Annotated in this window: 18 protein-coding genes; 12 read left to right on the forward strand and 6 right to left on the reverse strand. The window is 63.4% G+C overall.

Going from position 1 to position 22,691, the window contains the following annotated elements; all coding sequences use genetic code 11:
* Positions 1-926 precede the first annotated feature (926 nt).
* The 3 genes from AC15MQ_RS18160 (at position 927) to AC15MQ_RS18170 (ending at position 4,046) form a co-directional block, all read left to right on the forward strand.
* Positions 927-1,748, forward strand: a complete 822-nt coding sequence (locus AC15MQ_RS18160) for a hypothetical protein (protein WP_483080895.1) — start codon at positions 927-929, stop codon at positions 1,746-1,748.
* Between the two features lie 619 nt (positions 1,749-2,367).
* The gene (locus AC15MQ_RS18165; protein ID WP_287654814.1) at positions 2,368-3,267 is read left to right on the forward strand and encodes an alpha/beta fold hydrolase; all 900 of its coding nucleotides are present in this window, start codon (positions 2,368-2,370) and stop codon (positions 3,265-3,267) included.
* Positions 3,268-3,269: 2 nt separating this feature from the next.
* On the forward strand, positions 3,270-4,046 hold the full coding sequence (locus AC15MQ_RS18170) for an alpha/beta fold hydrolase (RefSeq protein WP_483080896.1): 777 nt from the start codon (positions 3,270-3,272) through the stop codon (positions 4,044-4,046).
* Positions 4,047-4,118: 72 nt separating this feature from the next.
* On the opposite strand, the gene AC15MQ_RS18175 is transcribed toward AC15MQ_RS18170, so the two are convergent.
* Positions 4,119-4,901: a M90 family metallopeptidase gene (locus AC15MQ_RS18175; RefSeq protein WP_332335622.1), complete on the reverse strand. Its 783-nt coding sequence runs from the start codon at positions 4,899-4,901 to the stop codon at positions 4,119-4,121.
* The gene (locus AC15MQ_RS18180; protein WP_483080897.1) at positions 4,898-5,803 is read right to left on the reverse strand and encodes a DMT family transporter; all 906 of its coding nucleotides are present in this window, start codon (positions 5,801-5,803) and stop codon (positions 4,898-4,900) included. The genes AC15MQ_RS18175 and AC15MQ_RS18180 overlap by 4 nt, the downstream gene beginning before the upstream one ends.
* A 65-nt stretch (positions 5,804-5,868) precedes the next feature.
* Here AC15MQ_RS18180 and AC15MQ_RS18185 point away from each other — a divergent pair, with 65 nt between their 5' ends.
* Complete coding sequence (locus AC15MQ_RS18185) at positions 5,869-8,094, forward strand: RelA/SpoT family protein (protein WP_287654819.1); 2,226 nt, start codon at positions 5,869-5,871, stop codon at positions 8,092-8,094.
* Between the two features lie 89 nt (positions 8,095-8,183).
* Here AC15MQ_RS18185 and ppk1 read toward each other — a convergent pair whose 3' ends face one another.
* Positions 8,184-10,307 carry a polyphosphate kinase 1 gene (gene ppk1 / locus AC15MQ_RS18190; RefSeq protein WP_287654820.1) on the reverse strand — a complete coding sequence of 708 codons (2,124 nt, stop codon included), beginning with the start codon at positions 10,305-10,307 and terminating at the stop codon, positions 8,184-8,186.
* A gap of 209 nt (positions 10,308-10,516) precedes the next feature.
* Here ppk1 and AC15MQ_RS18195 point away from each other — a divergent pair, with 209 nt between their 5' ends.
* The 7 genes from AC15MQ_RS18195 to AC15MQ_RS18225 all read left to right on the forward strand — a co-directional run bounded on the left by AC15MQ_RS18195 (position 10,517) and on the right by AC15MQ_RS18225 (position 18,282).
* Complete coding sequence (locus AC15MQ_RS18195) at positions 10,517-12,037, forward strand: Ppx/GppA phosphatase family protein (RefSeq protein WP_287654821.1); 1,521 nt, start codon at positions 10,517-10,519, stop codon at positions 12,035-12,037.
* Between the two features lie 192 nt (positions 12,038-12,229).
* The gene (locus AC15MQ_RS18200; RefSeq protein ID WP_483080898.1) at positions 12,230-13,342 is read left to right on the forward strand and encodes an ABC transporter permease; all 1,113 of its coding nucleotides are present in this window, start codon (positions 12,230-12,232) and stop codon (positions 13,340-13,342) included.
* Positions 13,342-14,139, forward strand: coding sequence for an ABC transporter ATP-binding protein (locus AC15MQ_RS18205; RefSeq protein WP_287668138.1), 798 nt, complete (start codon positions 13,342-13,344; stop codon positions 14,137-14,139). The genes AC15MQ_RS18200 and AC15MQ_RS18205 overlap by 1 nt, the downstream gene beginning before the upstream one ends.
* A gap of 2 nt (positions 14,140-14,141) precedes the next feature.
* Positions 14,142-15,080: an MlaD family protein gene (locus tag AC15MQ_RS18210; RefSeq protein WP_483080899.1), complete on the forward strand. Its 939-nt coding sequence runs from the start codon at positions 14,142-14,144 to the stop codon at positions 15,078-15,080.
* A complete protein-coding gene (locus AC15MQ_RS18215) occupies positions 15,077-15,700 on the forward strand; it encodes an ABC-type transport auxiliary lipoprotein family protein (RefSeq protein ID WP_287668135.1) in 624 nt (207 codons plus the stop codon). The genes AC15MQ_RS18210 and AC15MQ_RS18215 overlap by 4 nt, the downstream gene beginning before the upstream one ends.
* A 29-nt stretch (positions 15,701-15,729) precedes the next feature.
* Entirely contained in the window at positions 15,730-17,367 is a 1,638-nt protein-coding gene (locus AC15MQ_RS18220) for an acyl-CoA synthetase (protein WP_287654826.1), read from the forward strand.
* Between the two features lie 114 nt (positions 17,368-17,481).
* Positions 17,482-18,282 (forward strand): enoyl-CoA hydratase, encoded by an 801-nt coding sequence (locus AC15MQ_RS18225; protein WP_483080900.1) that lies wholly within the window; start codon positions 17,482-17,484, stop codon positions 18,280-18,282.
* A 93-nt stretch (positions 18,283-18,375) separates the two neighbouring features.
* Here AC15MQ_RS18225 and AC15MQ_RS18230 read toward each other — a convergent pair whose 3' ends face one another.
* The 3 genes from AC15MQ_RS18230 to AC15MQ_RS18240 all read right to left on the reverse strand — a co-directional run bounded on the left by AC15MQ_RS18230 (position 18,376) and on the right by AC15MQ_RS18240 (position 21,308).
* On the reverse strand, positions 18,376-19,848 hold the full coding sequence (locus tag AC15MQ_RS18230) for a sensor domain-containing diguanylate cyclase (RefSeq protein ID WP_483080901.1): 1,473 nt from the start codon (positions 19,846-19,848) through the stop codon (positions 18,376-18,378).
* Positions 19,849-19,968: 120 nt separating this feature from the next.
* Complete coding sequence (locus AC15MQ_RS18235; RefSeq protein ID WP_483080902.1) at positions 19,969-20,598, reverse strand: hypothetical protein; 630 nt, start codon at positions 20,596-20,598, stop codon at positions 19,969-19,971.
* Positions 20,599-20,654: 56 nt separating this feature from the next.
* Complete coding sequence (locus AC15MQ_RS18240) at positions 20,655-21,308, reverse strand: class I SAM-dependent methyltransferase (protein WP_483080903.1); 654 nt, start codon at positions 21,306-21,308, stop codon at positions 20,655-20,657.
* 270 nt (positions 21,309-21,578) lie between these two features.
* Between AC15MQ_RS18240 and AC15MQ_RS18245 the strand changes: the two genes are divergently transcribed.
* Positions 21,579-22,676, forward strand: coding sequence for a potassium channel family protein (locus AC15MQ_RS18245; RefSeq protein WP_287654832.1), 1,098 nt, complete (start codon positions 21,579-21,581; stop codon positions 22,674-22,676).
* Positions 22,677-22,691: the final 15 nt, after the last annotated feature.

Raw genomic sequence — 22,691 nt, forward strand, 5'->3', positions numbered from 1 at the left:
GCCGTTGTGGGAGACAGCGCCGGCGGGCCGGCTGGCCGGGCTACTGCGGGTGTCTGTGCTTGGGTCGGCGCAATCGCTGGTGCCTGACCCACCGGGCCGGGTTGGGGTGGCCGGCGGCCATCGGGAGGGGGTTGTACCTGTGCCGTTGCGGGAGAGGGCACCGGCGGGCCGGCTGGCCGGGCTACTGCGGGTGTCTGTGCTTGGGTCGGCGCAATCGCTGCTGCCTGACCCACCGGGCCGGGCTGGGGTGGCCGGCGGCCATCGGGAGGGGGTTGTACCTGTGCCGTTGCGGGAGAGGGCACCGGCGGGCCGGCTGGCCGGGCTACTGCGGGTGTCTGTGCTTGGGTCGGCGCAATCGCTGCTGCCTGGCCCACCGGGCCGGGTTGGGGTGGCCGGCGGCCATCGGGAGGGGGTTGAACCTGTGCCGTTGCGGGAGACGGCGCCGGCGGGCCGGCTGGCCGGGCTACTGCGGGTGTCTGCGCTTGGGTCGGCGCGATCGCTGGTGCCTGACCGACCGGGCCAGGCTGGGCTGGCCGGCGGCCATCGGGTGGGGGTTGAACCTGTGCCGTTGTGGGAGACAGCGCCGGCGGGCCGGCTGGCCGGGCTACTGCAGGTGTCTGCGCTTGGGTCGGCGCGATCGCTGCTGCCTGACCCACCGGGCCGGGCTGGTGTGGCCGGCGGCCATCGGGAGGGGGTTGAACCTGTGCCGTTGTGGGCGGTGGTGTCGGCGGACTCGCTGGCCGGGTTACGGCGGGGGTCTGTGGTTGAATCGGTGCCTGGCCCACTGGGCTGGGCTGGGCTGGCCGGCGACTGTCAGGCGGCGGCTGTACTTGGGCGCTTGCGGGCGATTGATCTGGCCGGCCAGGCTGGCGAGCGCCACCAGGTGACCCTCCCGCCTGAGCTTGCGCGGCAGCTTGGACGGAACGTTGCTGTTCCTGCTGCTGGGCCTGTTGTCTGGCACGTTGTTGTTCCTGTTGCTGTGCCTGCTGTTGCGCGCGTTGCTGCTCCTGCTGCTGGGCCTGTTGTCTGGCACGCAGTTGTTCCTGTTGCTGGGCCTGCTGTTGCGCGCGTTGCTGCTCCTGCTGCTGGGCCTGTTGTTTGGCACGCAGTTGTTCCTGTTGCTGTGCCTGCTGTTGCGCGCGTTGCTGCTCCTGCTGCTGGGCCTGTTGTTTGGCACGCAGTTGTTCCTGTTGCTGATCCTGCTGTTGCGCGCGTTGCTGCTCCTGCTGCTGGGCCTGTTGGTTGGCACGCAGTTGTTCCTGTTGCTGTGCCTGCTGCTGCGCGCGTTGCTGCTCCTGCTGCTGGGCCTGTTGTCTGGTACGTTGTTGTTCCTGTTGCTGTGCCTGCTGTTGCGCGCGTTGCTGCTCCTGCTGCTGGGCCTGTTGTTTGGCACGCAGTTGTTCCTGTTGCTGTGCCTGCTGCTGCGCGCGTTGCTGCTCCTGCTGCTGGGCCTGTTGTCTGGCACGTTGTTGTTCCTGTTGCTGTGCCTGCTGCTGCGCGTGTTGCTGCTCCTGCTGCTGGGCCTGTTGTCTGGCACGTTGTTGTTCCTGTTGCTGTGCCTGCTGTTGTGCGCGCTGCTGCTCCTGCTGCTGGGCCTGCTGTTTGGCGCGTTGTTGTTCCAGTTGCTGCTCCTGTTCCCTGGCGGAGGGCGAAGCACGCTTTCCACCCGCAGCCAGATTATTTGGGCACTGGGGGTCGCTGTTGCCGTCCGGACAGTTCAGCGCCAGGATGATGGCGCCAGGCGTTGAGGCAGGAGCGGCAGCCGCCCATGGACAGGCCAGAATCAGGCATAGTGCCAGCATCTTTGATTCAATACGTTTCATTCTGTCTTTCCCGGATCGATACAAAACCCACGCGCTCGCGGGTCGGGCGGCACCGTACATCACTCTACCAGCTTGTCCCCAGAGCAACGCAGGGGCGTCTTGCTGCGCTGACCGCCATGGACCCTTTAGTTGCATGCTCTGGGCGATCTTGGCGCGTGCCTGGTCGGGTTTGGACTGAGCGGGGGCGTGCTTCGTTCGGACCGGCGGGCTGCCACAAAGGTACGGCGCGAACCGTGGCCACCTCCCTGACGCCATTGGCCACTCACGGTGCCCGACGACAATCACCACTGCATGTTGGTGCGATCGCCTTGTTTGGCAAGGGCTGGCACACCACTTCGGAGCTGTGCTTGTGCTACAGTCGCACGTTGATCGTCAAAGCGGGTGACTGGGCTGCTCGGTGCTTGCCAGGGGCTTCAGGCGTAGGGGACCGACAAAGATGGCATCTCGGTGGGCCGGCATGCTCGGATGAACGCCCTTCGTTCAGATCATGCGTGCAGCCGCGAACCTTGCACCGCAAAGCACCACATGAACCGGGATATCCAGGATGAGCATCGTTTCTGACCTGTCGCGCTGGCTGGCCGGCGGGCCGGTTGCTTTCGCCGAGCGCCGTGTACGCTGCGCTTCGCCTTCGGGTCTGCATCGCGTGGCGTATACGGAGTGGGGCGAGCCGGAGAATCCCAACGTCCTGGTTTGCGTACATGGTTTGACACGCAATGGGCGAGATTTCGACGAACTGGCGCGAACGCTGGCCGTGGATTATCGCGTCATCTGTCCGGATGTCGTGGGACGGGGCCGCAGTGACTGGCTGCGCGATCCGTCTGGCTACACCTTCCCGCAGTATGCTTCCGATATGATGGTGTTGCTGGCCCGCCTGAATGTCGCCTCGGTGCATTGGCTGGGTACTTCGATGGGCGGTTTGATCGGGATGTGGATCGCCAGCCAGGAAGACTCGCCGATTACGCGTCTCGTGCTCAATGACGTCGGTCCGTTGATCAGTGTGGCGTCCTTGCTGCGCATCGGCGAGTACGTTGGGCAAGCGCCAAAGTTCGATACCTACGAAGACGCGGAAAAGTATGTGCGTCTGGTCAGTCAACCCTTTGGGCCCCTGAGCGACGCACAGTGGCGCCACCTGACCGAGTTCAGCCTGCAGCGTCTTCCGGATGGGCGGCTGGCGATGCGTTACGATCCCGCGATCGGCGAAGCCTTTCGGCAGGCACTGAGTGCTGGAGACATCGATCTGTGGCCGATCTACGACCGTATCCGCTGCCCGACGCTGGTGGTGCGCGGCGCAGAGTCGGACCTGCTGACGCGCGAAACGATGCAGGCCATGGCCATGCGCGGGCCGCGCCCGCAAACCGCTGAAATTGCCGGTGTCGGGCATGCTCCGATGTTCCTCGACCTGCAGCAGATCGGCATCGTGCGCGACTTTCTGCTCGTCGTTTGACGATGGCTTTCGTTGACGTTGGGGGGCAGTCGCTCGAGTACTGTCTGATTGCGGCCCAGTGCGAGAATCGGCCGACCCTGGTATTTCTCCATGAGGGCCTCGGCAGTGTCGCCCTGTGGCGTGATTTCCCGATGCGGGTTGCGCAGGCGACGGGCTGTCGTACGCTGATCTGGTCGCGCCTCGGGCACGGCCACTCGGCTCCGCTGCCGGCGCCGCGGACGGCGGCATACCTGCACGACGAGGCGCTGCAGCGCTTGCCAGCCTTGCTCGCCGCGCTGGCGATCGAACGACCGGTGCTGATCGGCCACAGCGACGGAGGTTCGATCGCCTTGATCCACGCCGCGGCCTGGCCGGATCGGGTCGCCGGCGTGATCGTCATGGCCCCGCACGAGTTTGTCGAGGAGAAGGCTCTCGATGGCATCCGCCGCGCAGGCGAAGCCTATGCGCGCAGCGATTGGCGAGTGAAGCTCGCACGTTACCACCGGGACCCGGATGTCGTTTTTCGAGCCTGGCACGACACCTGGCTGGCTCCCGAATTCGCTGGCTGGCAGATTACCGACTGCCTGCCCGCGATCCGTTGTCCGCTGTTGGCGATGCAGGGTGAAGACGATGAATACGCGACGATGCGACAGATCGAGTGCATCGCCGAAGCGGCCTCCGACGTCGAATTGCTCAGGCTGGCGGATTGCCGGCATGCGCCACACGTCGATCAACCGCAGGCCGTCATCGCGGCCATGGTGCGGTTTATCGCGCGGCTGGCCGTTGGACGCCGCGCCTGAGCCCGGTGCCAATCCCCTGCGTGCGGCACGCCTGCATAACGGTGGCGTCAGGGGCTGGTTTATCGGGCTGGTTCAGCGTCGTTGCGGGCATGGTCGGGAAGCCGGGTCCTGGCGGTAGAAGACGGTGAGTTGCGCGTAGAACGCAGGATACTCGTCGCGCAGCAGGGCCGGTGTCTCGAAAAAGGCCTCGCTCATCACCGCAAAGAACTCGCCCGGGTTCTCCGATGCGTAGGGGTCGAACACGGTGTCCCGGCCGGCAGCATCCGCCTCGTCGACCAGGCTGCAGAAATCGTCGTAACTGGCCAGCAGAACCTGCTGCCAGTCGTTGCGCGCGATCTCCGGCGGTAGCGGTGGAATGCCGTTTGCCTCGCCATTGAGCATGTCCAGCTTGTGCGCGAACTCGTGGATGACGACGTTGTAGCCGCTGCCGGCCATCTGGGCGTCGCGCCAGGAGATCAGCAATGGTCCGCCATCCCAGGCTTCGCCTGACGCCAGTTCCTGATACTCGTGGACTACTCCGAACTCGTCCTCGACGCTGCGCGGGATGATGAATTCGTCGGCGTACACGATCACCCCGACCCAGCCACGGTAGTAATCCAGGCCAAGATTGAGGATCGGCAGGCAACCCTGTGCGGCAATCGAAACACAGATCGCATCGCTGAGTGCGAGTCCGCCCGCGGCGGTGAACTCCTTGCTGGCGAGGAAATCATCGGCCAGCCGGCGCAGGCGGAGCTGTTCTTCGGCACTGAGCGAAACCAGGAAGGGCAGCGCCGAAACCACGGTCTGCCATAGCGCATCGGGCACGTGCGCCGGCTCCTGCCGATGCCGCAACCAGCCGAGCAGCTTGCCGATCATGGTGCTTTTGCCTGCGGCCGCGCCGCGGTGGTCAGGTAGATGCCGGCGAAGATCAGGGTCATCCCGACGTAGTGGTACATCTGCGGGATCTCGTCGAGGAACAGGGCCGACAGAATGGTTCCGAAGACCGGCATCAGGTGGATGAACAAACTGGCCTTGCTGGCGCCGACTTCAGCAACCGCGCGGTTATAAAAGACATAGCCGAGAAACCCCGGAAAGATTCCGGTGTAGGCAATGCCGGCGAGCGATCCGGCCGAAACGACGATGCGCTTGCCCTGCGCGATCTCCCAGGCGTACGCCGGGGCGAGTGCGGCAAGGCCGACCAGCGTGAAGGCGGCGAGCAGCAGCATCGGGTTGAGTCCAACGGGTCGCCACTGCAAGCCGATGGTGTACAGGGCCCAGGTGAATACCGCTGCCAGCATCCACAGGTCGCCGATATTCGGGCTCAGCATCGCCAGTGTGGCGATGTCGCCGCGGCAGACAATGGCCGTGACCCCGGCGAACGAGAGCAACACGCCGAGCCATTCGAGCGCGCGCAGATGTTTGCTCAGGAAGAGCCACGACAGGGTGATGGTGGCGATCGGGATGAACGAATTGAGAAGTACGGCGTTGGTTGCCGGGGTGTATTGCAGGCCAACGTACGCCAGCGTGTTGTAACCGCCGACGCCGAGCAGGCCCAGAACGACCACCGCCTGCCAGCCCGCGCGCAGCAGCGGCCACTGCGCGCGCAGGTGCGGCAGCGCGAGCGGCAATACCAGTGCCAGAGCGATCGCCCAGCGCCAGAAAGCCAGAGAGAGCGGGGGTACCTGGTCGCGTATGGCGCGCCCGAGGACCATGTTGCCGGACCAGAACAGGGTGGTCAGCACGAGCAGCAGGTAGGGGTGGCGCAGGCGGGAGAGCATCGGCGGCAGGTGGCAGGCAATCGCGCATTATGCCTGATGCTCCGGCGAGCCCTTATAATGCGTCCATGGTTTCGGTCATTCACTCGGTCGCCGCGCAGAGCGACTTCGAACAATACCAGCACATGCTGGCCGAGGGGCTGCATGGCACCGAGGTCGCGCGGGTTCCGCTGGCCGTCGATTTTGCCCGCTCGATCTATGGCGATCGCCGACTCGGCAGCGGCGAGCACGTCTGGGGTCATGCGCTGGGAATGGCGCTGATCGTGGCCGGGCTCAAGCTCGATATCGATTCGCGGCTGGCGGCACTGCTTTTTGCCGTGCCGGCATTGCAGGAAAACGGTCTGGCCCACATTCAGAAGGATTTTGGGGTCGGCGTCACGCAACTGGTCGACGGGATTTCGCGCCTGAACCGCCTGCGACCGATCACGCGCGGTTTTGCCGCTGCGTCCGCCGAGAGCAGCGAGAAGAATCCGCAACAGCATCTTGCGCAGATCGAGGTTCTGCGCAAGATGCTGCTGGCGATGGTCGAGGATATCCGCGTCGTCCTCCTGCGTCTGGCCTCGCGCACACAGACCCTGCGTTATTACGCCGAAGAGCCCGACGAGTTGCGGGTCCCGGTGGCGCGCGAAACGCTGGCGCTGTATTCACCGCTGGCCAACCGGCTTGGCGTCTGGGAATTGAAGTGGGAACTCGAGGACCTCTCTTTCCGCTTTCTGCATCCGGCGATCTACAAGGAGATTGCGCAACATCTCGACGAGAAGCGAACCGAGCGCGAGCAGTTCATCACCGAAGCCAGCGAACGGCTGCGGGCCGAACTGTTGAGCGCCGGCGTGGCCAACGCCGAGATCTACGGCCGGCCAAAACACATCTACAGCATCTGGAACAAGATGCGCAAGAAGGACGTGGCGTTTTCCGAAGTCTACGATGTTCGTGCCGTACGGGTCATCGTCGACGATGTGCAGGCCTGCTATACCGCTCTGGGCATCGTGCACCACATCTGGTCGCCGATTGCCAAGGAGTTCGACGATTACATTTCGCACCCGAAAGGCAATGACTACCGCTCGCTGCATACGGCCGTGCACTGCCCCGATGGGCGCTCGCTCGAAGTGCAGATCCGTACTCGCGAGATGCATAGCCACGCGGAACTGGGTGTTGCTGCGCACTGGCGCTACAAGGAGGGCAGCAAGGCCAGGCCCGAAGACAGCTACGACGAAAAGATCGCCTGGCTGCGCCAGTTGCTGACCTGGCGTGATGAAGTGGCCGACTCCTCGGACTGGGTCCGGCAATACAAGCAGGCGGCCTTTGACGAGACGGTCTACATCCTGACCCCGCAAGGCCGGGTCGTCGATCTGCCGCGCGGCGCGACGCCGGTCGATTTCGCGTACCGTGTGCACACCGATCTCGGCCACCGCTGCCGCGGTGCCAAGGTTGATGGCGCGCTGGTGCCGCTGAACACGCCATTGGCCACCGGACAGCGTGTCGAGATCATTCTTGCCAAGCACGGGGGGCCGTCGCGCGACTGGCTGAACCCCTCGCTGACGTATCTGTTTACGCATCGCGCACGCCTCAAGGTCAGGCAATGGTTTGCCAGCCTGGCTCTCGAAGACACCCTGGCCGAGGGACGTGCGGTCGTGATTCGCGAATTGCAGCGAATGGGGCAGGCCGGGGTCAACCTGGACGATCTTGCGGCCAAGCTGGGTTTTGCCAGAAGCGACGACTTGTTCATTGCCGTGGCCCGGGCCAAGCTGAACATGCGCCAGTTGCAGGTGGCGGTGCGTGGCAGCGAGACGCTGGTCGAGGACCGCGTGCCGGACGAACTGACGGTGCGCCGGCAGCGGGACAGCGATGCCTCAGAGAAAGGTATCCTGATCGTCGGTATCGACCGCTTGTTGACCCAGCTCGCAGGCTGCTGCAAGCCCGCTCCGCCCGATCCCGTGGTGGGTTTCGTCACGCGCGGCAAGGGGGTTTCGGTGCATCGCGCCGATTGCAGCAACTTCTCCAACATGCGCACGATGCATCCCGAGCGGGTCATCGAAACGACCTGGGGCGGACGAACCGACGGCGTCTTCGCGGTCGATATCGTGATCGATGCGCACGACCGGCAGGGCCTGCTACGCGATGTGTCGGACGTTCTGGCACGCGAGAAGATCAACGTGATCGCAGTCAATACGCAGTCCAGGGAAGGCCACGCGCATATGAGCTTCACCGCCGAAGTCGGCAACATCCCACAGCTCAATCGTACCCTGGCGTTGTTGCATCAGGTCGAGGGCGTGGTCGGCGCGCGCCGGGCCTGACGGGCGCCTGCCAGACCGACAGCAACACGGCGCTATAGAGCACGGCGCTATAAGGAAAGGGGGGCGGCGGCGCGCCCCCCTGCTGCCGATCAGGAAGCCTGCAGCAACTCGATCAACTCGGCTTGCGACGAGTGTGGGCTGGTGCGTGAGCCGCGCCGCTGGTGGTAAGTGCCATCGGGTCCGAGTTCCCAGGCGAGGGTGTTGTCGGTGAGATAGATCTGCAGGCCTTCGGCGATTACCCGGCGCTTCAGTTTGCGGTCGAGGACCGGAAATGCCAACTCGATGCGCCGGAAGAAGTTACGTTCCATCCAGTCGGCACTCGACAGGTAGACCTTTTCCTCGCCACCGGCATAGAAATAGAAGATCCGATGGTGCTCCAGTTGCCGACCGATGATCGATCGCACGCTGATGTTCTCGGACAGGTCCTTGACGCCCGCGCGCAAGCCACAGACGCCGCGGACGATCAGATCGATCTTGACACCGGCCTGCGAGGCTTCGTACAGCGTGGCGATGGTTTCCGGTTCGAGCAGCGAATTCATCTTGGCGATGATGCGCGCGCGCTTGCCGGCACGGGCAGCCTCGGCTTCGGCGCGAATCGCGGCGACGACATTCGGTTGCAGAGAGAAGGGCGCCTGCCAGAGGTGCGTCAGCGTCTGTGCGCGTCCCAGGCCGGTGAGCTGCTTGAAGACCTCGTTGGTATCGGCGCCGATCTCCTCGTTGCAGGTCAGCAGGCCGAAATCGGAGTAGAGGCGTGCGGTTTTCGGGTGGTAGTTGCCGGTACCCAGGTGCACGTAGCGGCGCAGGATGCTGCTGCCGGCCTTGCCTTCCTCACGACGGACGATCATCAGCATCTTGGCGTGGGTCTTGTAGCCGACGACGCCGTAGACGACGTGTGCGCCCACTTCTTCCAGCTTGGTCGCCCAGCCGATGTTGGCTTCCTCGTCGAAGCGGGCCATCAATTCCACGACCACCGTGACTTCCTTGCCGTTTTGAGCCGCGCGCAGCAGCGATTGCATCAATACCGAGTCGGTACCGGTGCGGTATACGGTCATCCGGATTGCCACCACCTGCGGGTCGGTCGCCGCCTGGTCGAGCAGTTCGATCACCGGGTTGAAGCTCTGATACGGATGGTGCAGCAGGATGTCGCCGCCGCGGATGCTGTCGAAGACACTATGGCATTTCTGCAGCGCCTTCGGCGTTCCGGGAGTGAACGGCACGAACTTCAGATCGTTGCGCAGCACCCAGTCCGGAACCTGCATCAGGCGAACCAGATTGACCGGGCCGGTGACGCGATAGAGGTCGCTTTCGGTGAGGTTGAATTGCCCGAGCAGGAACTGGGTCATCGCTTCCGAACAGTTGTTGGCGATTTCCAGTCGTACGGCGTCTCCGAAATGCCGTTGCGGCAATTCGCCCTGGATCTTGGCGCGCAGATTCTTCACTTCCTCCTCATCGACGAACAGGTCGCTGTTGCGCGTGACACGGAACTGGTAGCACCCGAGGACCTTCATTCCGGAGAACAACTCGTGCACAAACTCGTGCAGGATCGAGGACAGGAAGACGAAGGCGTACTCGACATCGCCAAGTTCGCGGGGTAGCCGGATCACGCGGGGCAGGACTCGCGGTGCCTGCACGATCGCGGCTCCGGAGCTGCGACCGAAGGCATCGCGACCCTCGAGTTCGACGGCGAAATTGAGGCTCTTGTTGAGTACGCGCGGAAAAGGATGCGAGGGATCGAGGCCGATCGGGGTAATCACCGGCATCACTTCGCGGAAAAAGAAGCCATTGATCCATTCACGCTGAGCGTCGTTCCATTCGGAGCGCTTGACGAAGCGGATGCCTTCGGTGGCGAGCTGCGGCAGGATCTCTTCATTGAGCAACTGGTACTGCTCCTTGACGAGGGCATGCGTCTCCTCGCTGACCAGACGATACACCTCCCGGGCGGTCTTGCCGTCGGTGGTGATCGCCACCGAGTTGAGCTTGAGCTGTTCCTTGACTCCGGCCACCCGAATCTCGAAGAACTCGTCGAGGTTGCTGCTGACGATGCACAGAAAACGCAGGCGCTCAAGCAACGGCGTGCGCGGATTTCTGGCCTGCCAAAGTACGCGTCGGTTGAAGGCGAGCAGACCAATCTCGCGATTGAGGAAATATTCCGGCGGGAAGCCGGAGGTGGCCTGGATGGGCGGTGTTTCGGTGGTCGTGGCGACGATGTTCATGGGTTCATTCCGTCGGAAGGGATGGATCGGACAGGTAGATTTGAAAACGAGCATATTACAACCATCGGCGCGTTACTGGTCGATTGCCGGGCGGTTTTGTGGATGCACCGGCACGCCGGCCCTCGCACGGCGCCATGGTGGTCCGGGCGGCGGTGGTAAAATGTCCGATCCGCAAACAGGCTTGACCATACGCCCGAAAAAGAATAATCATGAGCTACGAATTAATCGCCGGTGTGGACCTGGGTTCCAACAGCTTTCGCTTGCAGATCGGGCGAATTGTTGGTGATCAGATCCACCCACTCGAGACCCTCAAGGAAACGGTCCGGCTCGGTTCCGGACTGACCCGTGAGAAGCTGCTCGACCATGCCTCGCAGCAGCGTGCGTTCGAGGCATTGCGTCGTTTCGGCGAACGCCTGCGCGGCTTTGATCTGGAAACCGTGCGTGCCGTGACCACCGACGCCATGCGGGTGGCCAGGAATGCGCGCATGGTCCTGCCCCAGGCCGAGGCGGCGCTGGGCTTTCCGATCGAGATCATCGGTGGCCGCGAAGAGGCGCGCCTGATCTTCATCGGCGCCTCGAACGCCCTGCCAGCGGCCAATTTCCGGCGTCTGGTGGTCGATATCGGCGGCGGTTCGACCGAGTTCATCATCGGAGAGCGTACCGAACCGTTGTTGATGGAGTCGCTGTTCATGGGTGGCATCAGCTATCGGCAGCGCTTTTTTCCGGAAGGCAAGGTCGACAAGAAGCGCTTTTATGCGGCGGAAGTGTCGGCCGCGCGCGAAATAGAAGCCATCGCCGTCGACTACCAGCGTTTCGGTTGGCAGGAGGCCGTGGGTTCCTCAGGCGCGGCGCAGGAAATCGCCAACATTCTCGAAATGAACGACCTGAATCCCGATGGCGGCAGCGGCATCAGTCGGGAAGGCCTGGCCAGGCTACGCCAGTTGATTATCCGTGCCGGGTCAGCGGAGGCGCTGGATCTCAAAGGCATGCGCGGCGACCGCCTGGTGATCCTTCCCGGTGCCATTGCCATCATGTCGGCGGTGTTCTCCGAATTGGGGATGGCGCATATGACGTATTCCGACGGTGCGCTGCCCCTGGGGGTCCTCTACGATCTGCTTGGGCGCTTCGAACACCACGACACGCGCGACGAAACGGTGGCCCAGTTCATGCGTCGCTATCAGGTCGATGAGACGCAGGTGCGGCGCGTCGAGCGTACTGCGCTGTTGCTGCTCGGCCAGATGATCAAGCTCGATTCGCCCGAGCACGAGAACCACGTCCACTTCCTGCGCTGGGCGGTCTCCCTGCATGAAATCGGTGTTTCAGTGGCGCACAGTGAATTCCACAAACACGGTGCCTATATTCTGGCGCATGCTGACATGCCCGGCTTTTCGAAGCGCGATCAGGCACGTCTGGCGTTGCTGGTGCTCGGCCAGCACGGCAAGCTCCAGAAGCTGGCTTCGATGCCGGCAGGCGATCCGAACTGGCGCCTGGTGTTCTGTCTTCGCCTGGCAGCCCTTCTGCATCGCTCGCGCGAGGACCAGCCGGTGTCGCAAGTGTCGGTCAAGGAATCGCCCGTCGGTTTCCAGTTGGAGGTGCCGGCCGTCTGGCTGGACGATAACCCGATGACTGCCGCGGCGTTGACCGATGAGGCGCTGCTCTGGCGTCGGATTGGCCTCAAGGTGCGGGTCAGGCCGATGCCCAGTGAAGCGGCGGTGCCGATTGAGGGGTGACCATCGTGTCACAGGCTGGCGGCGAGCGTCGCCCAGTCGCTCGCCAGCCGGTATCGCGTTGCGCACGCAGCCTGAGCGGGCCGACGGCGGCGAGCCACCCGGCGTACCGACTGGACCGGCCAGGAGTCAGCGAATGAGCAGCAAGGCAGGGCAGTCGTGCGGCGGTGCTCTGCACGGATCCTGCGAGCTGCGATGACGGTGGCGACCATAGAAGCAGTGAGTCAGGCGGACGGGGTGCAGGTCCGGCTTTCCGGCGACTGGACTCTGGTCACCCTGCCGCCACCGATTTCCGGGCTTGAGCTTCGTCTGTGCGATCTGGCTGCCGGCAATGCGTACTGGGATCTGCAGGCGATCGAGCGCATGGACAGCGCCGGTGCGATCCTCCTCTGGCGTGCCTGGGGTAGGCAATGGCCGGCCTCGCTGGCGGTTTCCCGTGCGCACCGCTCGCTGCTCGAACGTGTCGAGGCCATCCGCGCCGACGTCGAACCGGAGCGGCCGAGCGCATCCTGGGCCTGGATTCGCCTGCTTGGCGGCGGAACTTTGGCAGCCATCGACCATCTTGCCGCGATGCTCGCCCTGATTGGCCAAATGCTTCTGGATGTTGCGCATCTTTGCGCGCACCCTGGCGACATTCCCTGGCGCGAGTTCTCGGCCAATCTTTACAAGAGCGGTGCGCAGGCCTTGCCGGTGACGGCATTGATCGGTTTTCTGATCGGCATCGTTCTCTCCTACCTGTCCGCTCTGCAACTGGCGACCTTTGGCGCCGACGTCTTCATCGTCAACCTGCTGGGCATCAGCATTGTCCGCGAACTCGGCCCGGTGCTGGTCGCGGTGCTGGTCGCAGGACGTTCGGGGTCGGCGATGACCGCCCAGATCGGCGTCATGCGGGTGACCGAAGAAATCGACGCGCTGGCCACGATGGGCGTTTCCCGTAGCCTGCGCCTGGTGTTGCCGAAGGTTCTGGCGCTGGCATTGGCCATGCCGTTGCTGGTCATCTGGTGCTCGGCGGCCGGGATCGTCGGCGGCATGGTCGCGGCCAAACTGCAGATGGATCTGTCTTTTGGCTTCTTCATCGACACGTTGCCCAAGGTGGTCCCGGTCGCCAATGTCTGGATCGGCCTGGGCAAGGGCGCTGTCTTCGGCGTGCTGATCGCGCTCATCGCCTGCCACTTTGGCCTCAGGGTCAAGCCGAATACCGAAAGTCTGTCGTCGCGGACGACCACGTCGGTGGTGACTTCGATCACGGTGGCAATTCTGGTCGATGCCGTCTTCGCGGTGCTGACCCGTGGCGTGGGGTTGCCCTGATGAGCGCACGCTCGGACTGTGGCCGGCGAACACCGCCGGCGATCGAAATCCGCGGCCTGTGCACGCAGTTTGGCGATGTCGTCATCCACCGCGACATCGATCTCGATGTCGAGGCCGGGCAGATGCTGGGTCTGGTCGGCGGTTCGGGCAGCGGCAAGACGACCCTGCTGCGCGAGATTGTCGGCCTGCTGGCGCCGAGCAAGGGGTCTGTCAAACTCTTCGGGCAGGCCGTGCTCGATCCGGATCCGGAACTGCGTCGCCAGCTTCGCCGCCGCTTCGGCATGCTCTTTCAGCAGGGGGCGCTTTTTTCGGCGCTCTCGGTTTTTGACAATATCGCCTTCCCGTTGCGCGAGCTGCGCCTGCTCGACGAGGGCATGATTGCTGATCTGGTGCTGCTCAAGCTGGGGATGGTCGAACTGGAGGCGCGTCACGGCCGTCTGATGCCCGCCGAGTTGTCCGGCGGGATGGTCAAGCGTGTCGCTCTGGCACGCGCCCTGTCGCTGGAGCCCGAGTTGCTGGTGCTCGACGAGCCCACCGCCGGCCTCGACCCGGATCGCAGCGAAAACTTCGTCAATCTGATCAAGATGCTGCAGAAGGCCCTTGGTTTTACCGTGGTGATGGTGACGCACGACCCCGAGACGCTGGCCGGGCTGGCTACCCGCCTGGCCGTGCTTGCCGATCAGCGCATCGTCGCCTGCGGTACGGCCGCAGAAGTGTGTGCCGTCGAGCACCCGTTCATTCGCAATTTCTTTAGTTCCGGACGCGCTGCAGCGGCCGTCAGGCAAGGGGCCTGTTAAGTATGGAGAACCGTTCGCACGCCCTGCTGGCAGGGCTTTTCACGCTCTTTCTCGGTCTTGCGGTGGTGTGCTCGATCTGGTGGTTTGGCGGCAAGCACGAAGCGACGACGGACTACACGGTGGTGACCCGGCAGAATGTCACCGGACTTAGCCTGCAAGGGCAGGTACGTTATCGGGGGATCCGGGTGGGCAAGGTGCAGGCCATTGAACTGGACCCCAGGGACGTACGCAACATCCTGATACGCATCAGTGTGGGCAGCGCGGTGCCGGTAACCCGCGGTACGACGGCCAAGCTGGGCTATCAGGGTGTCACCGGCATCGCACACATCCTGCTTGAGGACAGCGGTGCCGATCAGGTGCCGCTGCGTAGCGTCGACGGTGAACCGGCGCGCATCGCGATGCACTCGTCGCTGATCGAGGAGTTGTCGGACGCCGGTGGGGCCACCCTGCGCCAGGCGCGGGATTTCCTGGCCAACGCCAACCAGATGATCGACAGCGAGAATCGTCAGCATCTGGCCACGATTCTCGCCAACCTCGAAGCCACCACTGCCAATACCAACGCCGTCGCACGTGAGTTGAAGCGGGTGTTGGCGGCGGACAACCAGCGCTTGCTGAATGCGACGCTTGTCCATACCGAGCAGGCGGCCGCCGAAGCGGGCCCGCTGCTGGTCGAATCGCGCCAGTTGATGACTCGCCTGCAACTCGTCAGCGACAAGCTCGACCTGCTGCTCGGCGAGCCGTCACCAGGCGGAATTGGCGCCCTGGTCGCACGCTTCAATGAAGTGGGCAGCGGTCTTGCGCGCAACTCGCGCCAGCTTGACAGGGTATTGCAGGTGCTCGAAGAATCGCCGCAGAGCCTCATTTTCGGGCCTGTATCGCCGCTCCCGGGACCTGGCGAGGCCGGCTTTGTTGTTCCGTCAAGTAGCAAGGGGTCACCATGAAGAGCTTGCTGATGTGTCTGGCTGTCTGCTGTCTCGCGGCGTGCGCCGGCAGCGCTCGCAACGCGTCGCTCATCGAAGCCTACGACTTCGGGCTGCCACCCCGACACCTGCCCGACGATGACGGGCGCTGGTCGAGTGTGGCCCTGGAGGTGAGTGTGCCGTCATGGTTCGACTCACCGGGAATCGAGTATCGTCTGCTCTACGAGAACCCGCTCAAGCTGCGCAGTTACGCGGGCAGTCGTTGGGTGGGAGCACCGGGATTGCTGCTGTCGCAGCGCCTGCGGCAACAGCTTGGGTTCGTTGGCGTCAGTGGACATGGCGCGGTGACTTGCCTGTTGCGCCTCGAACTGCAGGAGTTCTCGCAGGTGTTCGATACGCCCGAGCGTAGCCGCGCCTTGCTGCAGGGCAGGGCCAGCCTGCTCGACAGGGGGCGCCGGGTAGTCGTTGACCGGTTGATCGACATCGAGCAGGCGGCCACGACGCCAGACGCTCGTGGCGGCGTCGTGGCGCTGGTTTCCGTCAGCGACGAACTCGGGCGGCAGCTCGCTGCCTGGTTGAACGATCAGGAGAAACGTGGCACGCTAAAAGGCTGCCGGGTAACGGCGGCGCACTACCCATGACAATTGACACACTTTCGAGGGGGAGCTGAATGCAGAATATTTATCAACAGGGTCTCGACAAGAACACGGCCAACTACACGCCACTGACGCCGCTGACCTTCATTGCCCGCACCGCTTACATCTATCCGGATCGCACCGCGGTGATTCACGGGCAGCGCCGGTATACCTGGGGGGAGACCTTCCGGCGCGCCCGTCGCCTCGCTTCGGCACTGGTGGACCACGGCGTTGGCGTCGGCGATACCGTGGCGGCGATGCTCAACAATACCCCCGAGATGGTCGAATGCCATTTTGGCGTGCCGGCTACCGGTGCCGTCCTGAATACACTCAACACGCGTCTGGATGCCGAAACGATTGCCTTCATGCTCGAACATGGCGAAGCCAAGGTGCTGATTACCGACCGCGAATATTCGCCCACCGTCAGGAAGGCGCTGGCCGCTACCCAGCGCCAGATTCTGGTCATCGACGTCGACGACTCCGAATACAGCGGCCCTGGCCAACGCCTGGGCACGCAGGAGTACGAGTCGTTCATCGCCGCTGGCAGCCCGGACTTTCCGTGGGGCGGTCCGAGCGACGAATGGGATGCGATCTCGCTCAATTACACCTCGGGAACTACCGGCAATCCGAAGGGCGTGGTCTATCACCATCGCGGCGCCTACCTCAACTCGATGAGCAACATCGTCAGCTGGGGCATGGCTCCGCATTCGGTATACCTGTGGACGTTGCCCATGTTTCACTGCAACGGCTGGTGCTTCGTGTGGACCATGGCCGCCAACGCGGGAACCAACGTCTGTCTGCGCCGGGTCGATCCGAAGCTGATTTTCGAGGCCATCCGCGAGCACCGGGTCACCCACTACTGCGGCGCGCCGATCGTGCACAGCCTGATGGCCAACGCTCCCGCCGAGTTGCGTGCGGGAATCTCGCAGAAGGTTGCCGGCCTGATCGCCGCCGCTCCTCCGCCGGCGGCGGTCATCGAACAGATGGCGAATATCGGCGTCGATCTCACGCATGTGTATGGACTGACCGAAACCTATGGGCCGGCAGCAGTTTGTGCCAAGCACAGCCACTGGGCCGATCTGCCGCTCGCCGAGCAGGTCGACCTGAACGGCAGGCAGGGCGTGCGTTACCACGCACAGGAAGCGATCACCGTGCTCGATTCGGCGAGCATGGAGCAGGTGCCCTGGGATAAAGAGACGATGGGCGAGATCATGTTCCGCGGCAATCTGGTCATGAAAGGCTATCTCAAGAATCCGAAGGCGACCGAGGAGTCGTTTGCCGGTGGCTGGTACCACACCGGCGATCTTGCGGTCATGCATCCGGATGGCTATGTGAAGATCAAGGATCGCTCGAAGGACGTGATCATCTCGGGTGGGGAGAACATCTCGTCGATCGAAGTGGAAGACGTGCTCTACCGACATCCGGCCGTGATCGCTGTGGCCGTCGTGGCCACGCCCGATGCCACCTGGGGCGAAGTCCCCTGCGCCTTCATCGAGTTGCGCGACGGGGCAACACCGAGCGAGCAGGAAATCATCGACTTCTGTCGACAGCACATGGCGCGCTTCAAGATTCCCAAGCGGGTCATCTTCTGTACGCTGCCGAAGACCTCGACCGGCAAGATCCAGAAGTACGTGTTGCGCGAGCAGGCCAAGTCTTCTGCCGCGATCGAGTGAGCCGCATCGGTCGGTCTCGATCATATTCCCCGGGGTCCACCAGACCTTCGCCGCGCTGTGACCGGGCGAGGGTCTGCAGGACCCGTCGATGACAAGTCTTGAGGAGAAAACGATATGAATACCCGGATGCCCGGCGAGGATGAGCCCTACGTTGTTCGCACGGATCAGGGTGGCGTTGCCACGCTGATCCTGAACCGCGCCAAGCAGTTCAATGCCCTGTCGCAGGCGATGATTGGTGCCTTGCAGGGGCACCTGGACGCCGTCAGTGCGGATGCGGCGGTTCGCGTCGTGGTCATTGCCGGTGCCGGCAAGGCGTTCTGCGCCGGACACGATCTCAAGGAGATGCGCGCCAACCATGACAAGGCTTTCATGCAGGACCTGTTCAGGCGCTGCGGCAGGATGATGATGACCCTGACGCAGATGCCGCAACCGGTCATCGCAAGGGTGCACGGCATCGCCACGGCAGCCGGTTGCCAACTGGTGTCGATGTGTGACCTGGCGGTGGCGGTGGACTCCGCGCGTTTTGCCACCTCCGGCATCAACGTCGGACTGTTCTGCGCGACGCCAGGCGTCGGACTGTCGCGCAATCTGGGGCGCAAACAGGCACTGGAGATGCTGCTCACCGGCGATTTCATCGACGCGCAGACGGCCTTGCAGCAAGGCCTGGTCAATCGCGTCGTCGCCAGCGATGCGCTCGACGTCGAAGTCGAGCAGCTGGCCCGCTCGATCATTGCCAAGTCGTCGGTGGCCATTGGCATGGGCAAGCAGATGTTCTACAAGCAGCTCGAAATGGGGTTGGAAGCGGCCTACCAGTACGCCTCCGAAGTGATGGCGTGCAACATGATGACCGCCGACGCCGGCGAGGGCATCGATGCCTTCATCGGCAAACGGGCGCCCGTGTGGTCGGGCCGCTAGTGACGTAGCTTGCTGTACTGAGACACTGTGCGCGCGGCTGGGCCGCCCGTGCGTATCGTGTTGGGGGGGGCTGAGGTGGCTTGGTGGCCCGCCTCAGACCACCGCTACGCGATCGTGTCCTCCCGCCTTGGCGTTGTGCAGGGCGGTCGCGACGCGCTTCAGCAGATCGTCGATCGAGCGGTCCTCCGTCCTGGCCTGGCTCGCGCCGACGCTGGCCGCGAACTCGACGGTGCCGTTGTCGGTCGGGATCGAGATCCGGGCGATTGCAGTGCGCACCCGCTCGGCGACCATGACGGCTTCCCTGGTCTCGGTGTTGGGTAGCAGAATGGAGAATTCACCGCCTCCGAGCCTGCCGATCAAGTCCCTTGAACGCAGACAGCCCGTCGCGGCCTGCGCGCAGGCGATCAATACCTGATCGCCGATGGCATGACCGTAGCCATCGTTGATCTGCTTGAAGAAGTCGACCGCCAGCAACAGGAGACTCAGGGGAGTTTTCTGGCGCTGTGCCCGGCCCAGTTCGTCTTCCAGGGTCTCGACGAAGTGCCGGCGGTTGCTGCTGCCGGTCAGCGGGTCGGTAGTCACCAGCTGCTGCAATTCGGCATTCCGATTGGCCAGCGCCCGCAGCAGACGCAAGGAACGAAAGGCGACTATGGTGAGCGGCACGGTGACGCCGAGGGCCAGGAGAACGATCCACAGCGTCTGTTTCAGCCACGGCAATAGCGCTTCGTCGTAATCCTCGGAGACGGCGATCAGCAGCGGGAAATCGCCCACTGGAGAATAGCTGACGAATTCCTTTTTCTCGCCGGCACGGGTTTCATCGAGTAACAGCAAGGTCCGCGGCGGTTGCCTCAGGCGCTCGCCGAAAAGCCGCCCTTCGGCGATGGACTGGCCTGGCAGTGGTGCATCCTCCGGCGCCCTGGCGAGCACCACCCCGTCGTTTCGGAGCAGGGTGATCGCGCCGCCGGCTTGTTGACGCTGGCCTTCGTATCTCCCGATCAGTATCGGCAGGTCGACGATCGCGACGATCATCTGGATGCCATGTATCGGGCTGGGCAACGCAAGGGCGATCGGCAAGCCGTAGCCGCCGCTGCGCTGGATACTCTCGGGGCGGCCAATGAACAGCGCCTTGCTGGCCAGGGCACCCTTGAAGTACTCGCTGTCGGCGACTTTCGCCAGTGGTCGCGGGCTCTTGCCCAGAACGTCGAAGACGCTGCCATCCACGGTCAGCAGTTGGATGTCGATCGAGTCGCCAGTTCTGGCGCGAAAGCCCTCCAGCAATTTCCGGAAGGCGGGATCGCTGCGGGGGTCGCGACCTGGATTTGCCTGAAGCCAATGCGCAGCGGTAGCCAGCAGAACGTCGGTCAGACGCAGTTGCTGGAGGGTCTGCTCCTCTACGGCCCGTCCGGTGCGTTGTAGAAGTTCGCCGGTAGAGGCGATGCTGGCCTGCCGCCCCGTGACCGCAGAGGCAATGACTACCGACCAGATCGCGGCCAGCAAGATGAGCGTGAGGGTAGTGACCGTCCGGGGTCTTACCCAGTCTTCAAGATCCCTGATGGTCACCCTCATGGTCCCGTGCGCCTCTTCCAATGTTCTGTGGGGACCATTCTAACAGGCGTTCCTCGCCGGCGACCGATCGCAAATCAGCATAGCGCCGGGCCCCGTCCTGCGTTCGCTGCCTGGTTGTGGTCAACGGTCAACGTGCGGTGTTTCCTCGGCTTGCTCGTCAATAACGCCGGCGAAGAAATCGATTGCCGTGTGGGCGACCCGTGCGGTGTCGTAATAGGCGTACGCGCCGGCGCCCAGCGCGCCGAACACCGGGATCCAGCGTGAAAGCCCCTTGCCGATGAGACGTTGCGAGATGTGCAGCCCGATCTTCAGTACGACTGACTGGATCTCCGGACGTGCGGCGCGCTGGACGACAAAGCGATTGCCGATCTGGCTGACAAGATCGCGGACCGCCTGCGGGTCGGTGTGCCGGAACAGGCAGTAGAGCATCTCTTCGCGGCCCAGAACCGCGGTCTTGCCATGGCAACCCGCGATGTCGGCGACCATTTGTGTCTGCAGTTTCCACAATGCCCGCAGTTCGGGGAGGAGGGTCAGCCAGCCGAGCGGACCGGGTGGCAGAGTCAGGCTGCCGGCGGTGACCGCAGCCTGTCCGGCTGCCCGGCGGGCAATCGCACGTGCGCGTGCTGCGGGTTTCCGGTTCCAGTCTTCAGTGGTCGCCGGGGTCTGGCCGACATAGTCGAGAATTGTCTCGGCGATTCGTTGACTGGCCCTGAATCCCGTGCGGCGCTTGGCAAAGCGTTTGTCTGACATGATGGCGAGCGTAATGGTGGCAGTGAAGGAATGAAATGGGGTCGAACACGGTGCTGTCAAGGGTGGATCCGTGCTTCATCCTGTCCGGCTTTGCGCCACACACTGGCGAGCCACGGCTGTTGAGCGCGTGGCAGACCGGGAGGGCGGTAATAGTGTTCGAGTTCGTCGAAGCCCGCATCGGACATCCGCGAACGCCATGCCGCGAGGGCGTGGTAGGCACCGTAACGCCCGTTGCTCCAGCCCTCCTCATTGTCGCCGCGCGGGTTTGAGCAGAACAGCACGCCGTTCATCCTCAGGGTATCGCGCAGTTGCCGCAGCACGCGTGGCAACTCCTGAACAGGCACATGAAACAGCGAGGCATTGGCGAAGACCCCGTCAAAACGTCCGGGCGGAAGATCGAGCTTGAGAAAGTCCTGATGCCAGACCTCACAGCCGGTATCGGCACACGCCATGTCCACGAAGCTCCGCGCCCCGTCCAGTCCGATGGCGCAATGACCGAGACTGGCAAAGGCCTTCAGGTCACGGCCGGGCCCGCAGCCGAAGTCGAGGATCGCAAACGGCGGGTGGCCATGAATATGTCGCAACAGGGCGGCGATGTTCTGACTGACATCGTGGCTGCGCGTGCCTGCGCGGAACTCTTCGGCACGTTGGTCATAGTGGGCCAGCGTGTGGGCGGAAATTTGTTCGAGTTCGTCGGAATGGAGCCGCATCGGTAGTAGCCTGGCCGGTTGGTGTACAGTGGCGATTCTGGCAGGTCCTGCCGGCGATGGTAAAGCAACTTTCGCCGTTGGCAACCCCCTGCCATCGAACTGCCGCCTGGTGTCGGCCAGGGCCACGGGAATCGTGGACAATCCCCTGGGAATGTGCGAATCTCGCCCGCTCAGCATATGCGGCGCGAGCTGTTTGCTTCCTGCCCGGACCTTTGCTCGCCCTTGTCTTGCCGATGACCTCCAGAGCCCAGATAGAGAATCTTCTTCCGCATGGCCGATAACGCGCTGCTGGCTCGTCGGCGACTTCGCCGCATGCGACGGCTCGGTGAATCCGAAGTCCGGGTGGCCGCGCAGTTGCAGCGCATCATCCTGCGCATCGTTTGGGCCGGGATGACGGTGCTGGTGCTGATCGGCGTCGGAACGCTGGGCTTTTATCATATTGCCGGCGATAACGGGAACTGGTCCGACGCGCTGTACATGACTCTGATCAGCATTTCGACCGTGGGTTACGGCGAGATTGTCCCTCTCCATTCCCTTCAGGATCGCCTCTTTGCCGGATTCATTGCCATTGCCGGTCTGGGCGCGCTGACCTTTTTGTTTACCAGTCTGTCAGTGTTCTTCCTCGAGAAGGACCTTGATTATTCCCTTCGGAGAAGACGGATGGAAAAGCGCATCCAGAAGCTGCGGCAGCATTTCATCATTTGCGGTTTCGGGCGTGTCGGTCGCAGTGTCGGGCGGGAACTGCTGAATACGGGACGCCACTTCGTCGCCATCGATACCGAGGAGGAGCGTTTCGAGGAGAATCTCGAAAAGTTTCCGGCGTTGCTCTATCTGCAGGGCGATGCCTCGGACGACGATCTGATGGAAGCGGCTGATATCGAAGACGCCAGAGGACTGTTCGCCGTCACCGGTGACGATTCGCGGAATCTGATGATCATCATCACCGCCAGGCAACTCAATCCCGGTTTGCGGATCGTGGCGCGCGCGCAGGAGTTGCGGAATGTCGAAAAGATGCGCAAGGCCGGTGCAGACGCGGTGATTTCCCCTGATTTCACCGGCGGCATCCGCCTGGCGTCGGCGATGGTCAGGCCGCATGTCGTCGGCTTTCTCGACGAGATGATCCGGTCGGACAAGAACGTGCGCGTCGAGGAGGTACCGGTACCTGCCAATTTCCCACCAACCCGGGTGGGCGACCTGCGCCTGCGCAGTCCCGATTACATTCTGCTGGCCGTGCGCGAGCAGGATGGCGCATGGGTCTTCAATCCCAAGGTCGATGACATCATCCATGCCGGTAGCACGATCATCGCCTTGGCCAATCCGTCTGGGCGTGCCCAGCTCAAGGCACACCTGATCGAGAAGATGTCCTGACGGCAACCGGCGTCA

This window comes from Candidatus Accumulibacter propinquus, assembly GCF_056856495.1.

Coding starts and splice junctions, on each gene's coding strand:
- AC15MQ_RS18165 (WP_287654814.1), top strand. CDS start 2,368: ATGAGCATCGTTTCTGACCTGTCGCGCTGGCTGGCCGGCGGGCCGGTT.
- AC15MQ_RS18170 (WP_483080896.1), top strand. CDS start 3,270: ATGGCTTTCGTTGACGTTGGGGGGCAGTCGCTCGAGTACTGTCTGATT.
- AC15MQ_RS18175 (WP_332335622.1), bottom strand. CDS start 4,901: ATGATCGGCAAGCTGCTCGGCTGGTTGCGGCATCGGCAGGAGCCGGCG.
- AC15MQ_RS18180 (WP_483080897.1), bottom strand. CDS start 5,803: ATGCTCTCCCGCCTGCGCCACCCCTACCTGCTGCTCGTGCTGACCACC.
- AC15MQ_RS18185 (WP_287654819.1), top strand. CDS start 5,869: ATGGTTTCGGTCATTCACTCGGTCGCCGCGCAGAGCGACTTCGAACAA.
- ppk1 (WP_287654820.1), bottom strand. CDS start 10,307: ATGAACATCGTCGCCACGACCACCGAAACACCGCCCATCCAGGCCACC.
- AC15MQ_RS18195 (WP_287654821.1), top strand. CDS start 10,517: ATGAGCTACGAATTAATCGCCGGTGTGGACCTGGGTTCCAACAGCTTT.
- AC15MQ_RS18200 (WP_483080898.1), top strand. CDS start 12,230: ATGACGGTGGCGACCATAGAAGCAGTGAGTCAGGCGGACGGGGTGCAG.
- AC15MQ_RS18205 (WP_287668138.1), top strand. CDS start 13,342: ATGAGCGCACGCTCGGACTGTGGCCGGCGAACACCGCCGGCGATCGAA.
- AC15MQ_RS18210 (WP_483080899.1), top strand. CDS start 14,142: ATGGAGAACCGTTCGCACGCCCTGCTGGCAGGGCTTTTCACGCTCTTT.
- AC15MQ_RS18215 (WP_287668135.1), top strand. CDS start 15,077: ATGAAGAGCTTGCTGATGTGTCTGGCTGTCTGCTGTCTCGCGGCGTGC.
- AC15MQ_RS18220 (WP_287654826.1), top strand. CDS start 15,730: ATGCAGAATATTTATCAACAGGGTCTCGACAAGAACACGGCCAACTAC.
- AC15MQ_RS18225 (WP_483080900.1), top strand. CDS start 17,482: ATGAATACCCGGATGCCCGGCGAGGATGAGCCCTACGTTGTTCGCACG.
- AC15MQ_RS18230 (WP_483080901.1), bottom strand. CDS start 19,848: ATGAGGGTGACCATCAGGGATCTTGAAGACTGGGTAAGACCCCGGACG.
- AC15MQ_RS18235 (WP_483080902.1), bottom strand. CDS start 20,598: ATGTCAGACAAACGCTTTGCCAAGCGCCGCACGGGATTCAGGGCCAGT.
- AC15MQ_RS18240 (WP_483080903.1), bottom strand. CDS start 21,308: ATGCGGCTCCATTCCGACGAACTCGAACAAATTTCCGCCCACACGCTG.
- AC15MQ_RS18245 (WP_287654832.1), top strand. CDS start 21,579: ATGGCCGATAACGCGCTGCTGGCTCGTCGGCGACTTCGCCGCATGCGA.